General features: G+C 66.1%; 21 protein-coding genes. 15 read left to right on the forward strand and 6 right to left on the reverse strand.

The genetic code is table 11. From position 1 onward, the window contains the following. Positions 1-47: 47 nt before the first annotated feature. Positions 48-704 carry a peptide-methionine (S)-S-oxide reductase MsrA gene (gene msrA / locus LQG66_RS23680; RefSeq protein ID WP_231318075.1) on the forward strand — a complete coding sequence of 219 codons (657 nt, stop codon included), beginning with the start codon at positions 48-50 and terminating at the stop codon, positions 702-704. Positions 705-904: 200 nt separating this feature from the next. Next, entirely contained in the window at positions 905-1,621 is a 717-nt protein-coding gene (locus LQG66_RS23685; protein ID WP_231318076.1) for a polysaccharide biosynthesis/export family protein, read from the forward strand. A gap of 152 nt (positions 1,622-1,773) precedes the next feature. On the opposite strand, the gene LQG66_RS23690 is transcribed toward LQG66_RS23685, so the two are convergent. Next, positions 1,774-2,445, reverse strand: a complete 672-nt coding sequence (locus LQG66_RS23690) for a dienelactone hydrolase family protein (RefSeq protein WP_231318077.1) — start codon at positions 2,443-2,445, stop codon at positions 1,774-1,776. A gap of 32 nt (positions 2,446-2,477) precedes the next feature. Further along, positions 2,478-2,858 (reverse strand): hypothetical protein, encoded by a 381-nt coding sequence (locus tag LQG66_RS23695; RefSeq protein ID WP_231318078.1) that lies wholly within the window; start codon positions 2,856-2,858, stop codon positions 2,478-2,480. A gap of 253 nt (positions 2,859-3,111) precedes the next feature. Between LQG66_RS23695 and LQG66_RS23700 the strand changes: the two genes are divergently transcribed. From LQG66_RS23700 to LQG66_RS23710, 3 genes are all read left to right on the forward strand, one after another. Further along, positions 3,112-3,606: a (2Fe-2S)-binding protein gene (locus tag LQG66_RS23700; protein WP_231318079.1), complete on the forward strand. Its 495-nt coding sequence runs from the start codon at positions 3,112-3,114 to the stop codon at positions 3,604-3,606. After that, on the forward strand, positions 3,603-5,900 hold the full coding sequence (locus tag LQG66_RS23705; protein WP_231318080.1) for a xanthine dehydrogenase family protein molybdopterin-binding subunit: 2,298 nt from the start codon (positions 3,603-3,605) through the stop codon (positions 5,898-5,900). Before LQG66_RS23700 ends, LQG66_RS23705 begins: the two co-directional genes overlap by 4 nt. Positions 5,901-6,126: 226 nt before the next feature. After that, entirely contained in the window at positions 6,127-7,236 is a 1,110-nt protein-coding gene (locus LQG66_RS23710; protein WP_231318081.1) for an HD-GYP domain-containing protein, read from the forward strand. A gap of 63 nt (positions 7,237-7,299) precedes the next feature. Here the strand turns inward: LQG66_RS23710 and LQG66_RS23715 are convergent, their stop codons facing one another. Then, positions 7,300-8,874, reverse strand: coding sequence for an AMP-binding protein (locus LQG66_RS23715; RefSeq protein WP_231318082.1), 1,575 nt, complete (start codon positions 8,872-8,874; stop codon positions 7,300-7,302). A gap of 154 nt (positions 8,875-9,028) precedes the next feature. Here LQG66_RS23715 and LQG66_RS23720 point away from each other — a divergent pair, with 154 nt between their 5' ends. After that, positions 9,029-9,853 (forward strand): RnfABCDGE type electron transport complex subunit D, encoded by an 825-nt coding sequence (locus tag LQG66_RS23720; protein WP_231318083.1) that lies wholly within the window; start codon positions 9,029-9,031, stop codon positions 9,851-9,853. Next, positions 9,850-11,184: a DUF2330 domain-containing protein gene (locus tag LQG66_RS23725; protein ID WP_231318084.1), complete on the forward strand. Its 1,335-nt coding sequence runs from the start codon at positions 9,850-9,852 to the stop codon at positions 11,182-11,184. The genes LQG66_RS23720 and LQG66_RS23725 overlap by 4 nt, the downstream gene beginning before the upstream one ends. A gap of 56 nt (positions 11,185-11,240) precedes the next feature. Here LQG66_RS23725 and LQG66_RS23730 read toward each other — a convergent pair whose 3' ends face one another. Next, entirely contained in the window at positions 11,241-11,651 is a 411-nt protein-coding gene (locus tag LQG66_RS23730) for a VOC family protein (RefSeq protein ID WP_231318085.1), read from the reverse strand. 114 nt (positions 11,652-11,765) lie between these two features. Between LQG66_RS23730 and LQG66_RS23735 the strand changes: the two genes are divergently transcribed. The 6 genes from LQG66_RS23735 (at position 11,766) to LQG66_RS23760 (ending at position 17,184) form a co-directional block, all read left to right on the forward strand. Continuing rightward, positions 11,766-12,740: a Bug family tripartite tricarboxylate transporter substrate binding protein gene (locus tag LQG66_RS23735; protein WP_231318086.1), complete on the forward strand. Its 975-nt coding sequence runs from the start codon at positions 11,766-11,768 to the stop codon at positions 12,738-12,740. Positions 12,741-12,939: 199 nt separating this feature from the next. After that, positions 12,940-13,239, forward strand: a complete 300-nt coding sequence (locus LQG66_RS23740) for a DUF3551 domain-containing protein (RefSeq protein WP_231318087.1) — start codon at positions 12,940-12,942, stop codon at positions 13,237-13,239. A gap of 136 nt (positions 13,240-13,375) precedes the next feature. Then, positions 13,376-13,993, forward strand: coding sequence for a hypothetical protein (locus LQG66_RS23745; protein WP_231318088.1), 618 nt, complete (start codon positions 13,376-13,378; stop codon positions 13,991-13,993). Next, positions 13,980-14,363, forward strand: a complete 384-nt coding sequence (locus tag LQG66_RS23750; RefSeq protein ID WP_231318089.1) for a winged helix-turn-helix domain-containing protein — start codon at positions 13,980-13,982, stop codon at positions 14,361-14,363. The genes LQG66_RS23745 and LQG66_RS23750 overlap by 14 nt, the downstream gene beginning before the upstream one ends. A 34-nt stretch (positions 14,364-14,397) precedes the next feature. Next, positions 14,398-15,141 (forward strand): di-trans,poly-cis-decaprenylcistransferase, encoded by a 744-nt coding sequence (locus LQG66_RS23755; protein WP_231318090.1) that lies wholly within the window; start codon positions 14,398-14,400, stop codon positions 15,139-15,141. Positions 15,142-15,237: 96 nt separating this feature from the next. Further along, positions 15,238-17,184: a tetratricopeptide repeat protein gene (locus LQG66_RS23760; protein WP_231318091.1), complete on the forward strand. Its 1,947-nt coding sequence runs from the start codon at positions 15,238-15,240 to the stop codon at positions 17,182-17,184. Positions 17,185-17,192: 8 nt separating this feature from the next. On the opposite strand, the gene LQG66_RS23765 is transcribed toward LQG66_RS23760, so the two are convergent. Beyond that, a complete protein-coding gene (locus LQG66_RS23765; protein WP_231318092.1) occupies positions 17,193-18,401 on the reverse strand; it encodes a helix-turn-helix transcriptional regulator in 1,209 nt (402 codons plus the stop codon). Between the two features lie 129 nt (positions 18,402-18,530). Here LQG66_RS23765 and LQG66_RS23770 point away from each other — a divergent pair, with 129 nt between their 5' ends. After that, positions 18,531-18,692: a hypothetical protein gene (locus LQG66_RS23770; RefSeq protein ID WP_231318093.1), complete on the forward strand. Its 162-nt coding sequence runs from the start codon at positions 18,531-18,533 to the stop codon at positions 18,690-18,692. Between the two features lie 71 nt (positions 18,693-18,763). Here the strand turns inward: LQG66_RS23770 and LQG66_RS23775 are convergent, their stop codons facing one another. After that, positions 18,764-19,186 (reverse strand): GFA family protein, encoded by a 423-nt coding sequence (locus LQG66_RS23775; RefSeq protein ID WP_231318094.1) that lies wholly within the window; start codon positions 19,184-19,186, stop codon positions 18,764-18,766. 224 nt (positions 19,187-19,410) lie between these two features. Here LQG66_RS23775 and LQG66_RS23780 point away from each other — a divergent pair, with 224 nt between their 5' ends. Beyond that, entirely contained in the window at positions 19,411-20,409 is a 999-nt protein-coding gene (locus tag LQG66_RS23780; protein ID WP_231318095.1) for a helix-turn-helix transcriptional regulator, read from the forward strand. Position 20,410: the final 1 nt, after the last annotated feature.

Raw genomic sequence — 20,410 nt, forward strand, 5'->3', positions numbered from 1 at the left:
CCGCAGGAATCTTTCCTGCGGGCGAATGCCATGCCCGGAGACAAACCATGTTCTTCATGCGCAAAGCACCTGCCCTTCCGAGCGCTGCCGATGCATTGCCTGGCCGCGCCCAGCCGATCCCGACGGCAATGGCGCATTTCGTCAACCGCCGCGCCCTGCTGCCGCCATATCCCGCCGGCCTCGAACAGGCCGTGTTCGGGCTCGGCTGCTTCTGGGGTGCGGAACGCAAGTTCTGGCAGCTCGGCGACGGCATTCACGTCACCGCCGTGGGTTATGCCGGCGGCCATACGCCGAACCCGACCTATGAGGAGGTGTGCTCGGGGCTGACCGCCCATACGGAGGTGGTGCTGGTCGTGTTCGATCCCAAGGTCATGCCCTATGAGCGCCTCTTGAAGACGTTCTGGGAAAGCCACGATCCGACCCAGGGCATGCGCCAGGGCAACGACGTCGGCACCCAATATCGTTCTGCGATCTACACGTTCAGCGATGCGCAGCGCGAGGCGGCCGAAGCATCCGAGGCCGCGTATCAGAAGGCGCTTCGGGCCAGGGGGATCGGCGCTATCACCACGGAGCTCGCGCCGGCCGGCCCGTTCTACTTCGCCGAGGACTACCACCAGCAGTACCTGGCGAAGAACCCGGCCGGCTATTGCGGCCTCGGTGGCACCGGCGTGGCGTGCCCGATCGGCGTTGGCGTCAACGCATAGGCGATGCGGCCTGCTGCCCGAGCCGCGCGGTGAAGCTGAAGTCCCTCTCCCACACCTGTGGGAGAGGGTTTTGTCTTGTGGCGAACTCCGCTGATTTTCATCGTAACCGCACTTGCGCGATGCGCGGACTACACGCGCCAACGGTTTGTTAACCTTAACCACGCATGACTAGGGAGCATCCTCTTTCAGGGATTGTTCGAGTGCGCGCGTTGTTTTTTCCGGTCATTGCCGTCGTTTCCGCAATCCTGCTGTCGGGCTGCATGCACACGGCCTCCCCCGTGGCCATCGGCCAGCCGCAGAGCGATCTCGACGCCATGGCCTATGGGACGCCTGCCACCAGTCCGGTTGCCGCCACCGGGCAGGGCGGGGCGATCCCCGCGTTGCGCAACTCGTTCGCCGCCGCCCCGCGCGGGGGTGCCTATGTCATGCCGGCCGGCTATGCGCCGGCGCGCTCCGATTCCGTCTATCATCTCGATGCGGGCGACAAGCTGCGCGTCGTCGTCTACGGCCAGGAGGGCCTTACCAACACCTATGCGATCGATGCGGCCGGCTCGATCACGATGCCGCTGATCGGCAGCGTGCCCGCGCGCGGCCGCACCACGGCCGGGCTCGCCGCCGAGATCACGGCCAAGCTCCGCAACGGCTACATCCGCGAGCCGTCGGTGGCGGTCGAGATCGAAGCCTATCGCCCGTTCTTCATTCTCGGCGAAGTGCAGGCGCCCGGCCAGTACCCTTACGTGCCCAACATGACGGTGGAGAGCGCGATCGCGATCGCCGGCGGCTTCTCGCCGCGGGCACGGCGCGACGTCGTCATCCTGACCCACACCGATGCCTCGGGCGCAGCGCGCTACGAAGTGCCGCTCGGCACGTCGCTCAAGCCGGGCGACACCATCCAGGTCGGCGAGCGCTGGTTCTGATCTCATTGGTCATTCCGCGACATCGCGCAGCGATGGACCGGGAATCATGCCAGTTTTGTATTTTCGTCATTGCGAGCGAAGCGAAACAATTCAGGACCAAGAAGGAAGGCCGGCTTGCTTCGTCGCTTCGCTGCTCGCAATGACGATGATTGTCAGCGAAGATTCTGCGCGAAGAAGGCGAGGCTGCGCGTCCAGGCGAGATCCGCGCTCGGCTTGTCGTAGCTCGCCCGCTCGTCGCAGCCGAAGCCGTGCTGGGCGCCGGGATAGATGAAGATCTCGACGTCGGGACGCTTGGCCTTGATGGTCTCGACGTCGGTCAGGGGGATGCCGGCGTCCTTCTCGCCGAAATGCAGCTGGGTCGGCACGGCCGGCTTGTCCTCGGCGAAGCGCACGACGGCGCCGCCATAATAGCCGACGGCGGCCTTCAGCCCGGTGAGTTTGGTGGCGGCCGCATAGGCAATGCTGCCGCCGAGACAGAAGCCGATGATGCCGACCGGTCCCGCATCCTTGACGGCGTCGATCGCGGCCTGGGTGTCGCGCAGCATGGCGGCCCAATCCGGATTGGCGACGAATTTCCGCGCCACAGCGATTTCGTCGGGCGAATAGCCGGAGGTGAAATTGGGCTCGACGCGGTCGAAGATCGCGGGGGCGATCGCGACATAGCCCGCGGCGGCGAGACGGTCGCAGATACTGCGGATGTGATGGTTGACGCCGAAGATCTCCTGGATCACGACCAGCGCGCCTTTTGCCGTTGCCGTCGGGTCGGCCCGGTAGGCGCCGAGCTGGAAACCGTCCGATGCCGTCAGCTTGATGTCCTGTCCCACGTTCTGTCCTCTATGCAGTCGGGATGCGCGTTTCAGCGCCACATCCAGTTGGTGCCGTAGTCCTCTTTCCAGCCGGTCAACCGTCCGCGGCGGAACTTGAGAAACAGGCGATGATGATGCGGGACCAGGCCGCTGCCGCCGAGATCGCGCAACGCCATGAAGGTCTCGTTGCCGGGCGAGCCGGTTAGATAGATCAACGGCTGATCCAGCACGCGCGATGTCTCACCGACATCCATGCCGAAGGCAAGCGGCGACACATTGGATAACGTCGCTGTGAAAGGCGCGCGGCCAGATGACAGCGGAAACGCAGGTTGCGCCTCGGCGCGGTCCGTGACGAGCAGGCCGGGCAACAGCAGACCCGATAAGAGCAGGGCGATGGCGAGGCGCAGCATCACGCGCAAAGGTGTTCTCATCGGCTGAAATCTCCTTCGGCAGCGCATCGGCTGCACCTCTCCATAGCCCGCGCCGCGCTGCGATCCCAGTGCTGCCGCGGCGCACAACGCCGATCGCTGATTCATTTCGCAAAGCGTCGTTCCAAATTCCGTTGCATCGCTGCGCCGTCGCGATCATTCTTTGCAACGGCTGGCATCGATCCGGTGGGTGCTGGCGTCCTCCAAACCGAACTTCGCCGTAAGCGAAGTCGCACGCCGGGCGGGGAAGAAACCAATGCCTAAACTTACCATCAATGGGCGGACCATGTCCGTCGATGCGGCGAACGATACGCCGCTGTTGTGGGTCATCCGCGAGGAGTTGCAGATGACCGGCACCAAGTTCGGCTGCGGGGCGGGGCTGTGCGGCGCCTGCACCGTGCACGTCAACGGCGAGGCGGTGCGCTCGTGCCAGACCATGGTCGGCGACGTCACGAATAAGAAGATCACGACCATCGAGGGCCTGTCGCAGAAGGGCGATCATCCGCTGCAGAAAGCGTGGATCGCCGAGCAGGTGCCGCAATGCGGCTACTGCCAATCGGGCCAGATCATGCAGGCGGCCTCGCTGCTCGCCAAGAACACCAGCCCGAGCAAGGAGGAGATCGTCGCGCATATGGACGGCAATCTCTGCCGTTGCATGACCTATTCGCGGATCCAGAAGGCGATCTCGCGCGCGGCGTCCGAGATGCGCACCGCCTCCAATACCACCTCGAACGAGCGGAGCCCCACATGAACACGCATGTGACAAACGCCGCAGGCGAACGCCTCGAAAGCCCCGCGACCGATCTCAGCCGCCGCTCGTTCCTGGTCGGCACCGCCGCCACCGGCCTCGTGCTCGGCTATGCCGGGCTGACCGACAACGCGCTTGCTGCAGCGGCCCCCACCACCTTCGAGCCCAGCGTCTGGTATGCGATCGCACCGGACGGGCTGGTCACCGTGACCTGCGGCAAGGCCGACATGGGCCAGCACATCGCGTCCACCATGGCGCAGATCGTCTGCGAGGAGCTCGGCGCGGCCTGGAAGGACATGCGGGTCCAGCTCGCCTCCAACGATCCGAAGTTCAATGACCCCGTGCTCGGCGCCCAGATCACCGGTGGCAGCTGGAGCACGATGATGAATTTCGATGCGATGAGCCGCGCCGGCGCCGCCGGCCGCATCGCGCTCACCGAGGCTGCCGCGACCGCGATGGGCGTGCCGGCAACTGAGCTCGTGGTTCGCGACTCCGTCGTCATGCATCCGAAGTCCAAGAAGCAGATGACCTATGCCGAGCTGGTCAAGAGCGGCAAGATCACCAAGAGCTTCACGCCGGACGAGTTGAAGGCGATCACGCTGAAGACGCCCGATCAGTACACCATGATTGGCGTCTCGGTGCCGCAGCTCGATATCCCCTCCAAGACCAACGGCACGGCGAAATACGGCATCGATACGATGCTGCCGGGCATGGTCTACGGCAAGGTGGTGACGCCGCCGGTGCGCTTCGGCGCCACGGTCACGGCGGTCGACGACAGCGACGCCAAGAAAGTGCCGGGCTTCATCAAGGCGGTGACGCTCGACGACAAGACCGGCTCGACGTCGGGCTGGGTGGTCGCGGTCGCCAACACCTATGCCAATGCCAGGAAGGCCGCCGACGCGCTCAAGATCAGCTACGACAAGGGCCCATACGCGGGCGTCAGCACCGACAGCATCATCACCGAGGCGATGCGGCTGCAGGCGCAGGACGATGCCGGGCAGTTCTTCGTCAAGGACGGCGATGCCACGGCGGCGTTGTCGGGCGCCGCCAAGGTGCTGGAGGCGGAGTACACCACCAGCATCAACATCCACGCGCCGATGGAGCCGATGAACGCGACTGCCGAGTTCAAGGGCGACATCCTGCACATCTACTCGGGCAATCAGTTCGCGACGCGCTCCGGTGCGATCGCGGCCGGAGCGGCCGGGATCGACCCCAAATACGTCGTGATGCATCAGGCCTGGCTCGGTGGCGGCTTCGGCCGCAGGCTCGATGCCGACATGATGGTGCCGGCGGTGCAGGCGGCCAAGGCCGTGGGCAAGCCGGTCAAGGTGATCTACTCCCGCGAGAACGACATGACGATGGACTACTCGCGGCCGCTCACCTACCAGAAGGTCAGGGCGGGACTCGATGCCAACGGCAAGCTGATCGCATTGAGCCACGATGTCGTTTCGGCCTGGCCGACCGCGCGCTGGGGCATCCCGGACTTCCTGTCGCCCTCGGTTGACAAGAAGGGCCCGCTCGACTCGTTCACGGTCAACGGCGCCGACTTCTTCTACACCGTGCCCAACCACCATGTCCGCGCGATCAAGAACGAGCTTGCGCACAATGCGACGCCGTCCGGGCAGCTCCGCTCGGTGGCGCCGGGTTGGACGTTCTGGGCGGTCGAGAGCATGATCGACGAGATCGCAGCCGCATCGGGCCAGGACCCGGCGCAGTTCCGCATCGCGCTGCTCGACGGCAAGGGCAAGAACGACGGCGGCGCGCAGCGGCTGCGCAACACGCTGCTGGCGGCGATGGGCCTGTCCGGCTATGGCGCGAAGAAGCTGCCGAAAGGCGAGGGCATGGGCGTATCGTGCGTGTCGTCGCAGGAGCGCGCCACTGCGAGCTGGACGGCATGCGTCGCCCATGTCGCGGTTGCAGACTCGGGCGAGGTCACGGTGAAGAAGCTCACGGTGGCGACCGATGTCGGCACGCAAGTGCATCCCGACAACATCCGCGCCCAGGTCGAGGGCGCGGCGCTGTGGGGCTTGTCGCTCGCGATGTACGAGAAGGCGACGCTGAAGGACGGCGGCATCGAGCAGACCAACTTCGACAGCTACCGGCCGCTGCGGATGAGCCAGGTGCCGGAGGTCGCGATCGCCGTGATCGCCAATGGCGAGAAGGCGACCGGCGTCGGCGAGCCCGCGGTGACCGTGGTCGCGCCGGCGCTCGGCAACGCCATCTACAACGCCTGCGGCGCGCGGCTGCGCTCGCTGCCGATCACTGCGGCGGCCGTCAAGGCCGCGATGAAGGCGTAGACCCGGCGCATCAGCGCTGCAGTATCTCGGAACCGCCGGAGAAACTCTCCGGCGGTTTTTCGTTACCGGGCCATGACCAGGATCGAACGCAATCGCCGCGTATCTTAACGACCGGCTTAACGCTTCACTCACCCAAAATGATACAGCTTGAATGAACGGCTTAAGCCGCGACGAACCCGTATCCCGGTAACTTGCATGAGCAGCAAACCGCAGGGGGCGAGCACGTATGAGCGCGACAGCCAAGCAGACCGTGACCCAGACCGCGACCAGGCGCCATCTCCTGCTCGCGTCGGATCGTGGCGATCAGAGCAGCGAGCTGGCGCGTATCCTACGCTCGGTTGGCGACGTCGATATGATGCCGACCTCCGACATCCCCGAAAATCCAGGCGGGCGCTTCTCCGGCGTCATCGTCGACATCAACCTGCGCTCGCCGGAGAGCGTGCAGCGGGTCCGCAAGAAGCTCGCCTCGCGCGCCTATAGCGAGATGCCGCGCCTGTTCGTGCTCGCGGAGGCGATGCATCACGCCACGATGCAGGCTTGGGCCTTGGGCGCCACCGATACGATCGCGCGCCCGTTCAGCCCGGCCGACGTGCTGCAGCGCATCCGTTCGGCGCTTCCCGCTGACGACGGCTACGACGAGACCGATCGCGGCAAGCTGCTCAATCGCGGCGTCGAGGCGGCGCAGGCCGTCATGGTCAAGATTTTCGAGAAGCTGCCGGCTGGCGCGATGCTGACGATGGAGGACATCGTCGCAGCCGAGAACAGGATCCTCAAGGCGATCAAGCACTCCTCCTTGCGCGAGTGGATGACGGCCGTCGGATGCCACCACAACGATACCTATCGTCATTGCCTGTTCGTCACCGGCCTGGCGGTCGGCTTCTCGCTGCATCTCGGCATGCGCGACGACGATCAGCGACGGCTGACGCGCGCGGCGCTGCTGCACGACGTCGGCAAGGCCTTCATTCCCGTCGCGATCCTCGACAAGCAGGGCAAGCTGACCGCTGAGGAGATCGCCATCCTGCGCCAGCATCCGCGTCGCGGCTACGAGGCGCTGTCATGGCAGGGCGGCTTCCCGCCGGAGATGCTCGACGTGATCCTGCATCACCACGAGTTCCTCGACGGGTCGGGCTACCCTGATGCTCTGCACAGCGAGCAGATCAGCGACATCGTGCGCCTGACCACGATCGTGGACATCTATGCCGCGCTGATCGAGCACCGCGCCTACAGGCCCGCGTTCTCGCATGCGCGCGCGTTCGCGATCATGGAGAACATGGGACCGAAGCTCGATCAGCAACTGCTGCAGACGTTCCGCCCGGTCGCGATGGGCGCGCACTAGTCGCGAGCACTCGGTCCGTCTCTCGGGTCAGGATCGGCTGGCCGCGACCGCCTCGCGGCGGGCTCAGGGCAGCAGCTTGCGCAGCTCCGCCTTGGCGACCTTCTCGAGCGTCGAGCGCGGCATCTCGTCGACCAGCCTGACCTCGCGCGGCACCTTGAAGTCGGCGAGCCCCGCGCGGCAGGCGTCGGTTATCCGCTCGGCCAGCTGCTCGCGCGCGACGCCGGCCTGCGGGATCACGAACGCCACCGGCACCTCCTCCAGCATCGGATGCCGCATCGCGACGACCGCGGTCTCGCGGACGCCCGGCACCGTGATGATCACCTGCTCGATCTCGGAGGCCGCGACATTCTCGCCGCCGACCTTGAGCATGTCCTTGGCGCGGTCGCCGAACCTGATGAAGCCGTTCTCCAGCCGCGTGACGCGGTCGCCGGTGAGGAAGAACCCGTCGGCGTCGAAACTCGTCCGCGTCGCCTCCTCGTTGTAGAGATATTCGGCGAACAGCGACAAACCGGGCACGCCCTTGATGGCGAGGTTACCGGTGTCCCCGACCGCGGTCGGATGGCCGTCGTCATCGGTGACGCGGATCGTATATTCAGGCGCCGCGCGGCCGATCGACATCGGCGTGTTCGGCTGGTCGACCTCGCCGACGATGCCGTGGGTGATGGTCTCGGTCATGCCCCACCAGCCGATGATCTTGATGCCGAATTTGGCGAAGGCGGGCGGCTCCGACAGCGCGGTGCCCCACAGCCGGAATTTGTGATCCCCGGGCACCTCCTGGTCGAGCAGCGCCTTCATGCAGAACGGGATCGTCGAGGTCCAGGTGCAGCCATGCTCCACCGCCACGCGCCAGAACCGGCTGGCCGAGAAGCGCGGCTGGATCACGCAGGTGGCGCCGACCCACAGGCTCGCCAGCATCGAGTAGGCCAGCGCATTGGTGTGGAACAGCGGCAGATAGGTCTGGTGCACGTCGTTCTGGTGCAGGTCTTCATGCGCGGCATTGATCTTCGCGCCCCATAGCGCATTGGCGTGGGTCCACAGCACCGCCTTGGGCCGCGACGTCGTGCCCGATGTGTATTGGACGCTGCACGGCGCGAGCGGATCGACCGCGCGCCGCGGCCGGTCGGCGCTATCCGCGAACAGCGCTTCGAACCGGTCGCCTGGCGCGACGGCGGCGCTCTCCGGCTGGCCGGGATCGTGCGAGATCACGGCGATCCAGCTGAGGTCGCGGCAGTGGCTGGCCAGCATCTCCGCATAGGCCGGCTGCGTGATTGCTGCCACCGCGCGGCAGTGGCCGGCGAAGTAGCTCATTTCCGCCGCCGCCGAGCGCGTGTTGGTGGTGACCGCCAGCGCGCCGAGCTCGACGCAGGCGAACCAGGCGAGCATGGCCTCGACGCAATTGTCGAGATGGATCAGCACGGCATCGCCCGGCTTGATGCCGCGTTTCACCAAACCCGCAGCCAGCGCGCCGACGCGGTCGTGGAATTCGCCATAGGTCCAGCGGCGCGCCGGTGCATCGAACGGCGCCCAGATCAGGAAGGGATGGTCGCGCCGGGTCCTGCTGCGCAGCGCGAGCAGCCAGGGCACATCCATGCCGTCGAACGGCGTCATCGTGCCGGGTGCGATCCTGGTTTCGTTCATCTGTCCTTCCACTCGTCTTGCTTGCGGCCCGTGCCAGCCGCTTCGTTCTTGTCGTTGTCTTTTGCCACCTGTCCTTGCCCCGAGCAAATCGGGATTGAACCCGTTTCTTTTCCAGGGCGACCAATGGCGCGGCAAAACACGCCCGGAGGTTCGCATGCAGGCCCTGTCACGGCGATGGCGGCTGCCCGATGCCCGCTATGTCCAGATCGCGGCGTTGACCACGCTGTTGGCGATCAATTTCACCGTCATCGATTTCGGTGCGCGTCCCGCGGCGAGCGTGGTCGCGATCGCCTGTGCCGTGCTGACCCAGTTGATCTGCTGCTGGCTGTCCGGCAACCCGCTCGATGTCAGATCGCCCGTCATCACCGGGCTGTCGCTCAGCCTGCTGCTGCGCGCAGATGTGCTCTGGCTCCATGCCGCCGCGGCCGTCATCGCGATCAGCTCGAAATTCCTGCTGCGCATCGACGGCAAGCACGTGTTCAATCCGGCCGGGCTTGCCATCGTCGTGCTGCTGTTCACCACGAACGGCGTCTGGATCTCACCGGGTCAGTGGGGCACGGCGATCTGGTTCGCGAGCCTCGCGGGCCTGTTTGCCGTCCTCGTGCTCAGCGCGTCCCGCCGCATCGATATTGCCATCTTCTTCTTCGCCGCCCACGCCGCCTTGCTGCTTGCACGCGCCGCCTGGCTCGGTGATCCCCCGGCGATTCCGCTGCATCAGCTGCAGAGCGGCTCGCTGCTCATCTTCACCTTCTTCATGATCTCCGATCCGCGCACTACGCCGGATTCACGTGTGGGCCGGCTGCTGTTTGCGGTCACGGTGGCGATCGCCGCGTACTACCTCGCCTTCGTCATGCAGATGCGGCCGGCGCTCTATGTCGCGCTGATCGCGCTGTCGCCGCTCACGCTCGTGCTCGACCGGCTCATCCCCGCCGTCCGCTTTTCCTGGCGTCCTTCCGTTCCGAAAGGAGTTTCGACATGACCCTGCGTTTCAGCAAGCTCTTCCGTACCGGCGTCGCGGCCGCTGCGATCCTGGCCAACGCGGCTGCCGTGCCGGCCAACGCATTCTGCGGCTTCTACGTCGCGCAGGCCGACGCCAGGCTGTTCAACAAGTCCTCGAAGGTGGTGCTGGCCCGTGACGGCGACCAGACCTCGATCACGATGGCCAGCGACTTCGAGGGCGACGTCAAGGAATTCGCGGTCGTGGTTCCCGTGCCGACCTTCATCGAGCGCAAGCAGATCGGCGTGGTCGAGCCAAAGACGATCGATCATCTCGACAAGTACACCGCGCCGCGGCTGGTCGAATATCACGACGAGGATCCGTGCAATCCCCGCGTCTACGAGGTCCGCCGGGGCGTGCCGATGATGGCCGCCGCGGGAAACGGGCGTGAGTACTCCATGCGCGGGCACTACGGCGTCACCATCGAGGCGAGCTACGACGTCGCCGAATATGACGTGCTGATCCTGTCGGCGCAGGAGAGCGACGGGCTGACGCGCTGGCTGACCGACAACAATTATCGCATCCCGCAGGGCGCGGAGGCCGTGCTCGGCAGCTACATCAAGCAAGGCATGCGGTTCTTCGTCGCCAAGGTCAACGTCGAGCGCATGAAGAGCATCGGCAACGGCACGCTGCGGCCGCTGCAGGTGCGCTACCAGAGCGCCAAGTTCATGGTCCCGCTGCGGCTGGGCACCGTGAACGCCAGGGGACCTCAAGATCTCATCATCTTCGCCCTGACCAGGCAGGGCCGCATCGAGGCAGCCAACTACCGGACCGTGAAGATCCCCTCCGACATCGACGTGCCGCTCTATGTGAAGGACGAGTTCGGCCCGTTCTACAAGGCGCTGTTCGAGCGTGCCGTCGCCCGTGAAAACATGCAGGCGGTGTTCGTCGAATATGCCTGGGACATGGGCTGGTGCGATCCCTGCGCCGCCGATCCGCTGAGCAACAAGGAATTGGCGGAGCTCGGCGCACGCTGGATCGGCAGCGACGACGACACAGCCTTCCGCAGCCCGCGCTTCGCCGGCGGCGGCTCGAGCGCCTACGTGACGCGCCTGCACGTGCGCTACGATGCCAAGACCTTTCCCGAGGACATCGTGTTCATCGAGACCAAGGACCGCAGCAATTTCCAGGGGCGCTATGTGCAGCATCATCCCTGGCGCGGCGAAGCCTCATGCCAGGCGGCGAAGGCCTACAAGGACAAGCTCGACACACGCTTTGCCAAGGAAGCGGACGACGTCGCTGCGCTCACCGGCTGGCCGCGGAGCGAGATCGTGGCGAAGATGGCGCAGAACGGTGAGGCCGCAACGAAATAGCCTGCCAGTGCCATGGCCCTGGATCGGACCGAGCCGCACGCGAACGCCGTCGCGGTTCAGTCCCGGTACGACGAGATCTCGATCAGGCTGCCGTCGGGGTCGCGGCAATAGACCGAGCGCAGGGTGCCACGCGCGCCCTGCTTGGCGACCGGTCCTTCCTCGATGGCGATACCGAGCGCCGTCAGGTGCGCCACGACCTCGTCCGGCGTGCTGGTGGTCAGGAAGCAGAGATCGTCGCTGCCAGCCGTCTCGTGGTCGGCCGTGAACCAGTCGACCTTATCCGCGTCTTTCGGTCGCACGTTGATCTTCTGGGTTCCGAACAGGAGAGACGTGCGCTTGGCCTTGCCTTGTCCGGGATCGAAAACCTGGACCTTCATGCCCAGCGCCTTCCGGTACCATGCCGTGGTGAGGTCCACGTCGGTGACATTGATGACCAGATGATCGAGCGCGTCGACCTTGACCGGCATGGGGCTCTTCCCTCTCCTGATAGGATGTCGACCTCGCCGCGCTCGCGGCGTTCTGTTATAATCCCGGCCAGCGGCTCGCGAATGACCGCTCAACGATAATATCCGAGGAAACGCATGATTTCACGTCGTACCGCGCTTGGTCTGATCGCTTCCGCCGTCCCGTCCATCGCCGGCGTTCGCAGTGCGTTCGCAGCGGACTACCCGACTCGCCCGGTCCGTTTCGTGGTGGGCTATCCCCCGGGCGGAGCGACCGACATCCTCGCGCGGCTGATCGGCCAGCGGCTGTCCGAGACCTTCGGCCAGCAATTCGTGGTCGAGAACAAGCCGGGAGCCGGCAACAATATCGGCACCGATGCCGTCGTGAACGCGCCGGCGGACGGCTACACCGTGCTGCTGGTCAATCCGGCGAACTACATCAATGCCAGCCTCTACGCCAACCTGAGGTTCAACTTCGTTCGGGACATCGCGCCGGTCGCCTCGTTCAACCGCGTGCCGAACGTGATGACCGTCAACAAGGACATCGAGGCCAAGAACGTGGCCGAGTTCATCGCCTATCTGAAGGAGAATCCCGGCAAGGTGAACATGGCCTCGTCCGGCAACGGCACCTCGGTGCATCTGTCGGGCGAGATGTTCATGGCCATGACCGGGACCAAGATGCAGCATGTGCCCTATCGCGGCGCGGCTCCGGCGATCACCGACATGCTCGGCGGCCAGGTCCAGGTCATCTTCGACAACATGCCCTCGATCATCCAGCACATCCGCGCCGGCTCGCTGCGGGCGCTCGGCGTCACGACCCAGGAGCGTTCGCCGCAATTGCCCGATATCCAGGCGGTCGCCGAGACCGTGCCCGGCTACGAGGCGAGCGCGCTGTTCGGCATGGGGGCACCGAAGAACACGCCGAAGGACATCATCGAGAAGCTCAACAAGCAGGTCAATGCGATCCTGTCCGAACCCGACATCAAGAACCGGCTGGTCGAGCTTGGAGGCGAGCCGCTGATCCAGTCGCCGGACCAGTTCGGGGCGCAGGTGGTGGCCGAGACCGAGAAGTGGAAGAAGGTCGTCGATTTTGCCGGCCTGAAGGTGGAGTGAAGGCGCGCGCTCTGCGACGCGGTTGCCGGCCGGCCGCTGCGAGATTTGACCGACGAATGGATCGCAGTTGAACCGAGTGGAGACGACGTGCCGCGCATGCGACACGTCGTCGCCTTGGTTGGTGATGCGCTCCGTCAATTTGTCGTTTTTTGACCATGCGCGTGTGGTGCAACCTGCTCGCCAGAGGAGGAACAGATCCATGGGCAAGGTGATGATGGTGGCGGCCGGCCTCGTCGGCGTTGCACTTCTTGGCGCAGGCGGCAGCACGCCAGCCTCAGCCGGCGGCTACGACTATCCCTGGTGCGTTCAGGGCAGAGGCGTCGGCTTTCCCGGGGACTGCTCCTATCGGACCTTCGACCAATGCCGGGCCAGTGCCTCGGGGCGCAATGCCAGTTGCGGCGTCAACCCGCGCGTGGCGTTCGACCCGGCCCGTCGCGGCCCGTCGGTCTATGTCGATATGCCGCCCCCGCGTCGGGTGCACCGCTACTCCTATTACTGAGCTCTCCGGACACCCGACGGTACGACCGACCGCAGGCGGGCCCGGCGCATGTCGGGGGGGGACTTGCGTCGACTTTGCGATCGTATATACTTTGCATTACAAAGTTGATCGTGCCGGACCCGGCTTCAGGTGAGACATGCGCGACCTCGACAAGGCGCTGGCGGACATCATCGCGATCCGCAGCCAGCTCGCGGCAGGCACTGCGTTCCGCGGCTACGGGCCGGCGACGATGGCCGCGACCGCGGCGGTCGCGCTCGTCACCGCGTTGCTGCAGCAGCTGCTCCTGCGCGATCCGAACGCGGATGCGCTGATTTTCCTGCTTGGCTGGGCGGCGGCGGCCGGTGTGTCCCTGACGATGATCGGGACCGAGATGCGGGCGCGCTCCCGCCGCCACCATTCCGGGCTGGCGGATGCGATGATCCACCAGGCCGTCGAGCAGTTCCTGCCGGCCGGCATCGCCGGCGTGCTGCTCGCGGTGCTGCTGTGGAAGTTTGCGCCCGAGGCGCTGTGGATGCTGCCCGGCCTGTGGCAGATCCTCACGTCGCTCGGCGTCTTCGCCTCGGTGCGCTCGCTGCCGCGCACGGTCGCGCTGGCTGGCGCGTTCTACTTCCTGGCCGGGTTCGCGGTGCTGCTGCTCGGCAGTGCGACGCATTCGCTGTCGCCTTGGACCATGGGCCTGCCCTTCGCGATCGGCCAGGGGCTGATGGCGGGCATTCTGTATTTTGCCACCGGAGACTCCGATGTCGAAGACTGACGGCAGCGCGCCGTTTTCCTATGACGGCCTCGACCGCGTCATCCACGAGAAGGCGCGATTAGGCCTGCTCACGTCGCTGATGGCGCATCCGAAGGGCCTTGCCTTCGCGGACCTCAAGCAGCTGTGCGGATTGACCGACGGCAACCTGTCGCGGCACCTGCAGGTGCTGCAGGAGGCCGGACTGGTCGAGGTCACCAAGGGTTATGAGGGCAATCGCCCCCACACCACCTGCCGGCTGACCAAGGCCGGGCGTCGCCGCTTCCTCGACTATCTCGCAGTGCTCGAGCGCCTAGTCCGCGATGCTGCCGCGGCCGCCGGCAAGGAGCCTGCGCCATCGTCGTCGGTTGGCCTCATTCCCGGCCGCGCCTGACCCCCATTGGATTTTTTTGACCTGGAGCTTTGCAATGCAAAGTCGTCTGCAACCTGAATCGCCTGCTCTGGTCGACGGTCTCCACGTCGGCGTCATCATGGATGGCAACGGCCGCTGGGCGACCCGCAAAGGCCTGTCGCGGCTGCGCGGGCACGAGGCCGGCGTCGAGGCGATCCGCCGCATCGTCGAGGCCGCGCCCGATCAGGGTGTCGGCACGCTCACGCTCTATGCATTCTCCAGCGACAATTGGCGCCGGCCCCGCGCCGAGGTCACCGGCCTGATGGCGCTGCTGCGGGTCTATCTCGCCAGCGAAGTCGAAGCTCTTGCCCGCAACGGCGTGCGTCTCACTGTGATCGGTCGCCGTGACCGCCTGCCAGGCGGCATCGCCGACGCCATCGGCCGGGCCGAAGCGGCGACCCGCGACGGGCGCACTCTGCATCTGCGCATCGCGGTCGACTATTCGGCGCGCGACGCGATCCTGAGCGCCGCGGCGAAGGCACGTGACATCGAAGGGCTGACGCGCGAGACGTTCTCCGGCCTGGTGACGGGCGAAGCGGGCCTGCGCGACGTCGACCTGATCATCCGGACCTCCGGCGAGCAGCGCCTGTCCGACTTCCTGCTGTGGGAAGGCGCCTATGCCGAGCTGCATTTCACGCAGCGGATGTGGCCCGATTTCGATGCCGAGGATCTCGCCCAGGCGCTGGCCTCGTTCCGCGGCCGCGAGCGCCGGTTCGGCGGCCTCGAGGCGGTGCCGCTCGCGCCCGCGCCGATCGCCTGAACGTCGATATCGCAGCGGAGTTGACGGCGGCAGCACAATCTTCCCGCGCATCCGGGAATCATCTACCGCTTGCAGCACGAGCGCAGAGACCCGACGATGAAGCACAAGGCCCGCAGGACCGCCGGTAAATCTCCGGTCAAACCCGTATCGTCGGGACACGATGACACGGCCGATGCGCTGTGTGGCGCCGCGTTGCGGCTGCTGCGCGTCGGGCAGCTGGCCGAGGCCGAAGATGCCTGCCGGCGTGCCTTGACGTTGGACGCGACCTCCATCGACGCGCTGTATGCAATGGGTCGGGTCTGCCTCGCGCTCAAACGCTTCGACGATGCGATCGAATGGTTCGCGCGCGCCATCAGGCTGAATATCTCTGCTCCGCATTCCTTCGTCGGTCTTGCGCAGGCGCTGACGCTCGCAGGCCGTCTCGACGATGCCATCAAGGCGTATGACCGAGCGTTGCAGCTGCAGCCGGATGCCACCGAGAGCTGGGACGCTCTCGGCGAACTGCTGCAGCGGACGGGCCGCCACGCCGAAGCGGCGCTCGCCTGTGATCGCCTGCTGCAGCTTGCGCCCGATCGCGTCGCTGCCTGGTTTCGTCTTGGCGAGGTGCTCGAAGCGCAAGGCCGCCGCGATGAGGCGGCACTGGCGTTCGAGCAGGCGCTGACGTTGAAGCCCGATCTCGTGGAGGCCGCCAACAAGGCCGGTGCCGTTCATTTCGACGCTGGACGTTACGACGAGGCCATCGCGCGCTTCGATCGGTCCCTCGCGGTCAAGCCGGATCAGGGCGGCGTACTGTGCCTGAAGGGCATTTCGTTGCGCCGGTTGCGCCGCTATGACGAGGCGCAGGCCAGCGGGCAGCGGGCCCATGTGCTGGCGCCTCATGATCCCGACATCGCCAACAGCTATGGCTGCATTCTGCAGAATCTCGGCCGTCACGGCGAGGCCGTTGCCGTGTTCGACAGGGCGATCGCGATCCGGCCGCAGACCGCGGAATTCCACAACCATCGCGGCACGTCGCTGGCCGAATTGCATCGCTTCGAGGAGGCGTTTGCAAGCTTCGATCGCGCCGTCGCGCTGAAGCCGGATCTCGCCGACGCGCATTGGAATGCGGCGCTGTTCCGGCTCATGACGGGAGACTTCGCGCGCGGTTGGGCGGCGCGCGAATGGGGACGCAAATGCCGCGCGGTCGGCTTCGTGGAGCGCAGCTTCGACGTTCCGCTGTGGCTTGCTGATGCGCCGCTGGCCGGCAAGGCCATCCTGCTCCACAGCGACGAGGGGCTGGGCGATACCATCCAGTTTGCGCGCTACGCGACGATGGTCGCGGCGGAGGGTGCGCGCGTCATGCTCGAAGTCGACGCCGTGCTGCAGCCCCTGTTGGCAGGCATCGACGGCGTCGCGCAGTGCCTCGCCCGCGGCAGCGATGCGACGCCCGCGATCGACTATCATTGTCCGCTGTCGAGCCTGCCGCTTGCCTTCGCGACCCGCCTCGACACGATCCCGGCCGCACCGGGCTATCTGCCGCGTCCGTCCGCCGAGCGCCGTGCCACGTGGGAGCAGCGGCTCGGGCCGCACGACCGCCTGCGGGTCGGCCTGGTCTGGTCCGGCAACCCCGCGCATCTCAACGACCACAATCGGTCGATGCCGTTCGCCACGCTCGCGCCGCTGTTCGATGTCGATGCGCGGTTCATCAGCCTGCAGAAGGACGCGCGGGCCGCGGACCAGGCGCTGCTCGCAACACGCAATGACATTCTCGATGTTACCGCTGATATCCGCGACTTCGTCGACACCGCCGCGTTGATCGACGGCCTCGATCTCGTGATTACGGTCGATACCAGCGTGGCGCATCTCGCCGCCGCGCTCGGCAAGCCGACCTGGATCATGCTGCCCTACACCCCGGACTATCGCTGGCTGCTCGGCCGCGACGATAGCCCCTGGTATCCGAGCGTACGGCTGTTCCGGCAGGATGACCGCCGCGACTATGCCGATGTCGTCGCGCGCCTGCGAAACGCGCTGGCGCAGCAGGTTGCGGCCGTCCCGGCGACCTGAGCCAGGTCTCAATTCGTCCGCAGCCCGATCGAGACCTCGCGGACGCGCCGCGTCAGCTCGGCGACGCTGCGCCATCCGGTCTTTTCTCGCGTGCGCTTCAGATGCGTATAAACAGTGGTGACCTTGACGCCGCGATGTCCGGCGTATTCGACCGCCGTCATGCCGGTGCTCAGGGCGCAGGCCAGATGGGCCTCGGCGCTGGTCAGGCCGTGGAGGTCCTGGAGCAGGCGCGTCGCTGTGTTGTGCCGTAGCGGATCGTGCACCAGCATCATCACGCTAGCACCGGGAGCGGTTGATCGCAGTCCTTGATGGCGCAACGCGCGCAGCGAGATCGTGCAGGGCGGCAGCCCGTCGGGGCGAGGCGCCAGGAAGTCGGTCGCGATATCCGCATCTGCCGGTCCGCCGGCGCGCATCGCCGCGCTGAAGGCCGCCGCATAGCGGCTGCGCAGATCCGAAGAGCCGAATTGAAATCCGCGCGGATGGATCCGGAACAGCCCACTTTCGGCCGAGATCGCCTGCAGGCTGTCGTTGAGATAGACGATCTCGCCTTTGGGTCCGAGCAGCGCGACGCCATCCTTCAGCAGATCGAGCGCGCTGGTCGCTGCGTCCTGGCCGTGGACTTCGACGAGACGGCTGCGCATGCCATAGGCGCGCTGCAGATGCGGCGTCAGGCGTTGCATCAGTGCGATCTCGGCTCTGCCGACATGGCCCTGCCGCGGCGTCCGCTGCAAGGTGAAGGCGACGAGCCGCTGCGGGGTCTGCTCCAGCGCGGCCGACAGAAAATAGCGAAGCCCGGCGCGCGGCAGAAACTCCGCATAGAACGGATCGCGGTTCATGGCGCGCTCGTCCATGACTTGATAGTCCCAGGACAGCCCGCCTCCCGGCTGTCCCAGCGCCGCAGACAGGCGGGGATTGAGCGCGGCGAAATGCGCGAGATAGTCGCCGCCCTCGGCCGTTGTGACCCCGCTGCCGTGAAAGGTCACGGGCCGGCGCGCGGCCTTGTCGATCACCTCGAGGGTCGCGCCTTCGGCACCTACCAGCGCCCTGATCGATTCCAGCGCCGCGGAGACGCCTTCCGGTTCCGCAAAGCCTTGGTAGATTGCGTCCAGCGCCTGTGAGTACGGCTCGATCTGCACGGTGACCTCGCTGCGATGGCCCGGGCCGGACGCGCGGGTCTGAACCGTTAACCCCGACACGCGGACAATCATCCCCATCATGGGTCGTCACGGAGCGTCCGAGGTTCACCGCAGCTTGGTCGCTCGCGGCCCAGGGATCGGCGAATTCGTCCAGGTCATCGGGCGCGAGATGCCTCATGGTGATGGTCTCACAGCTCTGGGAGACCATCTATGGAGAGCGCTGCCTCGCTGCTTCCGCGCCGGTCGTTCGCGAGACGTCGGCTGTTCGCTGGTCTGAGGCGGCTGGTGCGGGCCGTGCTGGTGGCCCTTCAGGACTCGCGGGCGCGCGCCGCGCGCCGGATCATCGCCGATCACCGGCATCTGCTCGACTGAGCGCGGGTGGACGCAAACGGGGCTGAAGCCCTGGAGGCGATGATGTTCCAGGGCCTCGACGCAGCCGTGAGCTATTCCGTGACGGTCTCGCCGGAGCCGCCGAATTCGCTCGGAAAATCCTTCAGCTTCGGCAGGCCGTCGCGCATCGGCAGCACGGTCTCCGCGTAGTTCACGTGGACTCCCGGCTGGAAGTCCAATTCCGGAACGGTCGCTGCGAACACGTCGATCAATCCGAGCGGCGGGTGCGTGGTCATGAGGTGACCGCCGCACTTGGCGCAATATTGCCGCTGGCTCAGCGGCGTCTTCTGAAACATGGCGACGTGCTCGGTTCCAGAAATGATCCTCACCGCGTCCGGCTTCCACAGACTGAAGGCGTTCACGGGGCCGCCGGACCACGACCGGCACGACCGGCAGTGACAATAGCCCATCGCCTCCGGTGTCCCGGACACCTCGATTTCGACCGCTCCGCAAAAACATCGTCCAGATAGTTTCATCCTCGTCCTCATCAGTTGTGACGCGGCGAACGCCATCATTGCGGAACCCTCGGCGTCTTGGTGCGCGACGACCATCGTCAGGGTTGCTACGACCGGACGTGATCCAGTTCACATTCGAAGGTCGTGCGCAGGGCTTCGTCCCCTGATCGGAGGACGCCGGTTGCCGGGTGATGGCGGTATCGATCCCGGCATCGCGTTTCAGTCCAAAGGTCTCGGGTGATTGCATGTCAGACCTCAACCCTCGCATCGTCGAGTTTTCGACCGACCACATTCCGGAGCCGGAGCGCGCGGCGTTCTGGCGTGAGCATTATGGACAGGTGATGCTGCGCGTCGATTTCGAGCCTGCCCCCGACGTGGCGTTCAAGGCGCGCAATCGCGCGCTGACGCTGCCTGGCCTGCAGTTGCTCGATGCCTGGGCCACGCCGGCGCGGATCTCGCGGTCGGGCCGCCATCTCGCCGACGGGACCGACAATCTGATCCTCGCGATCAATCGCGAGGGCAGCGCATTTGTCGAGCAGGGCCGACAGAGCCACGAGCTGCGCGAAGGCGAGGCCATCATCCTGAACGGCGCCGATGCGGGCGCGTTTCATCGTGTGAGCAACGGCCGGTCGTTCACCCTGCTCGTGCCGCGCGTGATGATCGAGGCTGCTGATGTCAGTGTCGCGGACGCCGTCATGCGGCCGATCCCCGCCAACCATGGCGCGCTGCAGCTGCTCGACCACTATGCGAGCTGGCTGATGAGCAGTGGCGGCGCGATCGATGCGCAGCTGCTCAATCTCTCCGTGCGCCACGTGCAGGATCTGCTGGCGCTGTCGATCGGACCTTCGGCCGACATGGCGGAGACGATGCGGGCCAGAGGGTTGCGTGCGGCTCGCCTGAAGCTTGCCAAGTCCTTCCTCATCGCCAACAGCCGGCGCAGTGATATCTCGGTGGCGATGCTCGCGGGCAAGCTGAACGTGACGCCGCGCTACGTGCAGCGCTTGTTCGAGGTCGACGGCACCACCTTTTCCGCCTTCCTGTCCGGCGTGCGGCTTGCGAACGCGCATCGCATGCTGTGCGATCCCGCCCACGGTCAGCTGGCGATCGCGAGCATCGCCTACGACGTCGGCTTCGGCGATCTCTCGCACTTCAATCGCTCGTTCCGCCGTCAGTACGGGCTGACACCGCGTGAGGTGCGAGGCGATCGCGGCATTGGCCGCGAGCCGTCCGGGCGGATGTGCTGAC

Origin of the sequence: Bradyrhizobium ontarionense (genome assembly GCF_021088345.1) — a bacterium.
Classification (GTDB): Bacteria; Pseudomonadota; Alphaproteobacteria; order Rhizobiales; family Xanthobacteraceae; genus Bradyrhizobium; species Bradyrhizobium ontarionense.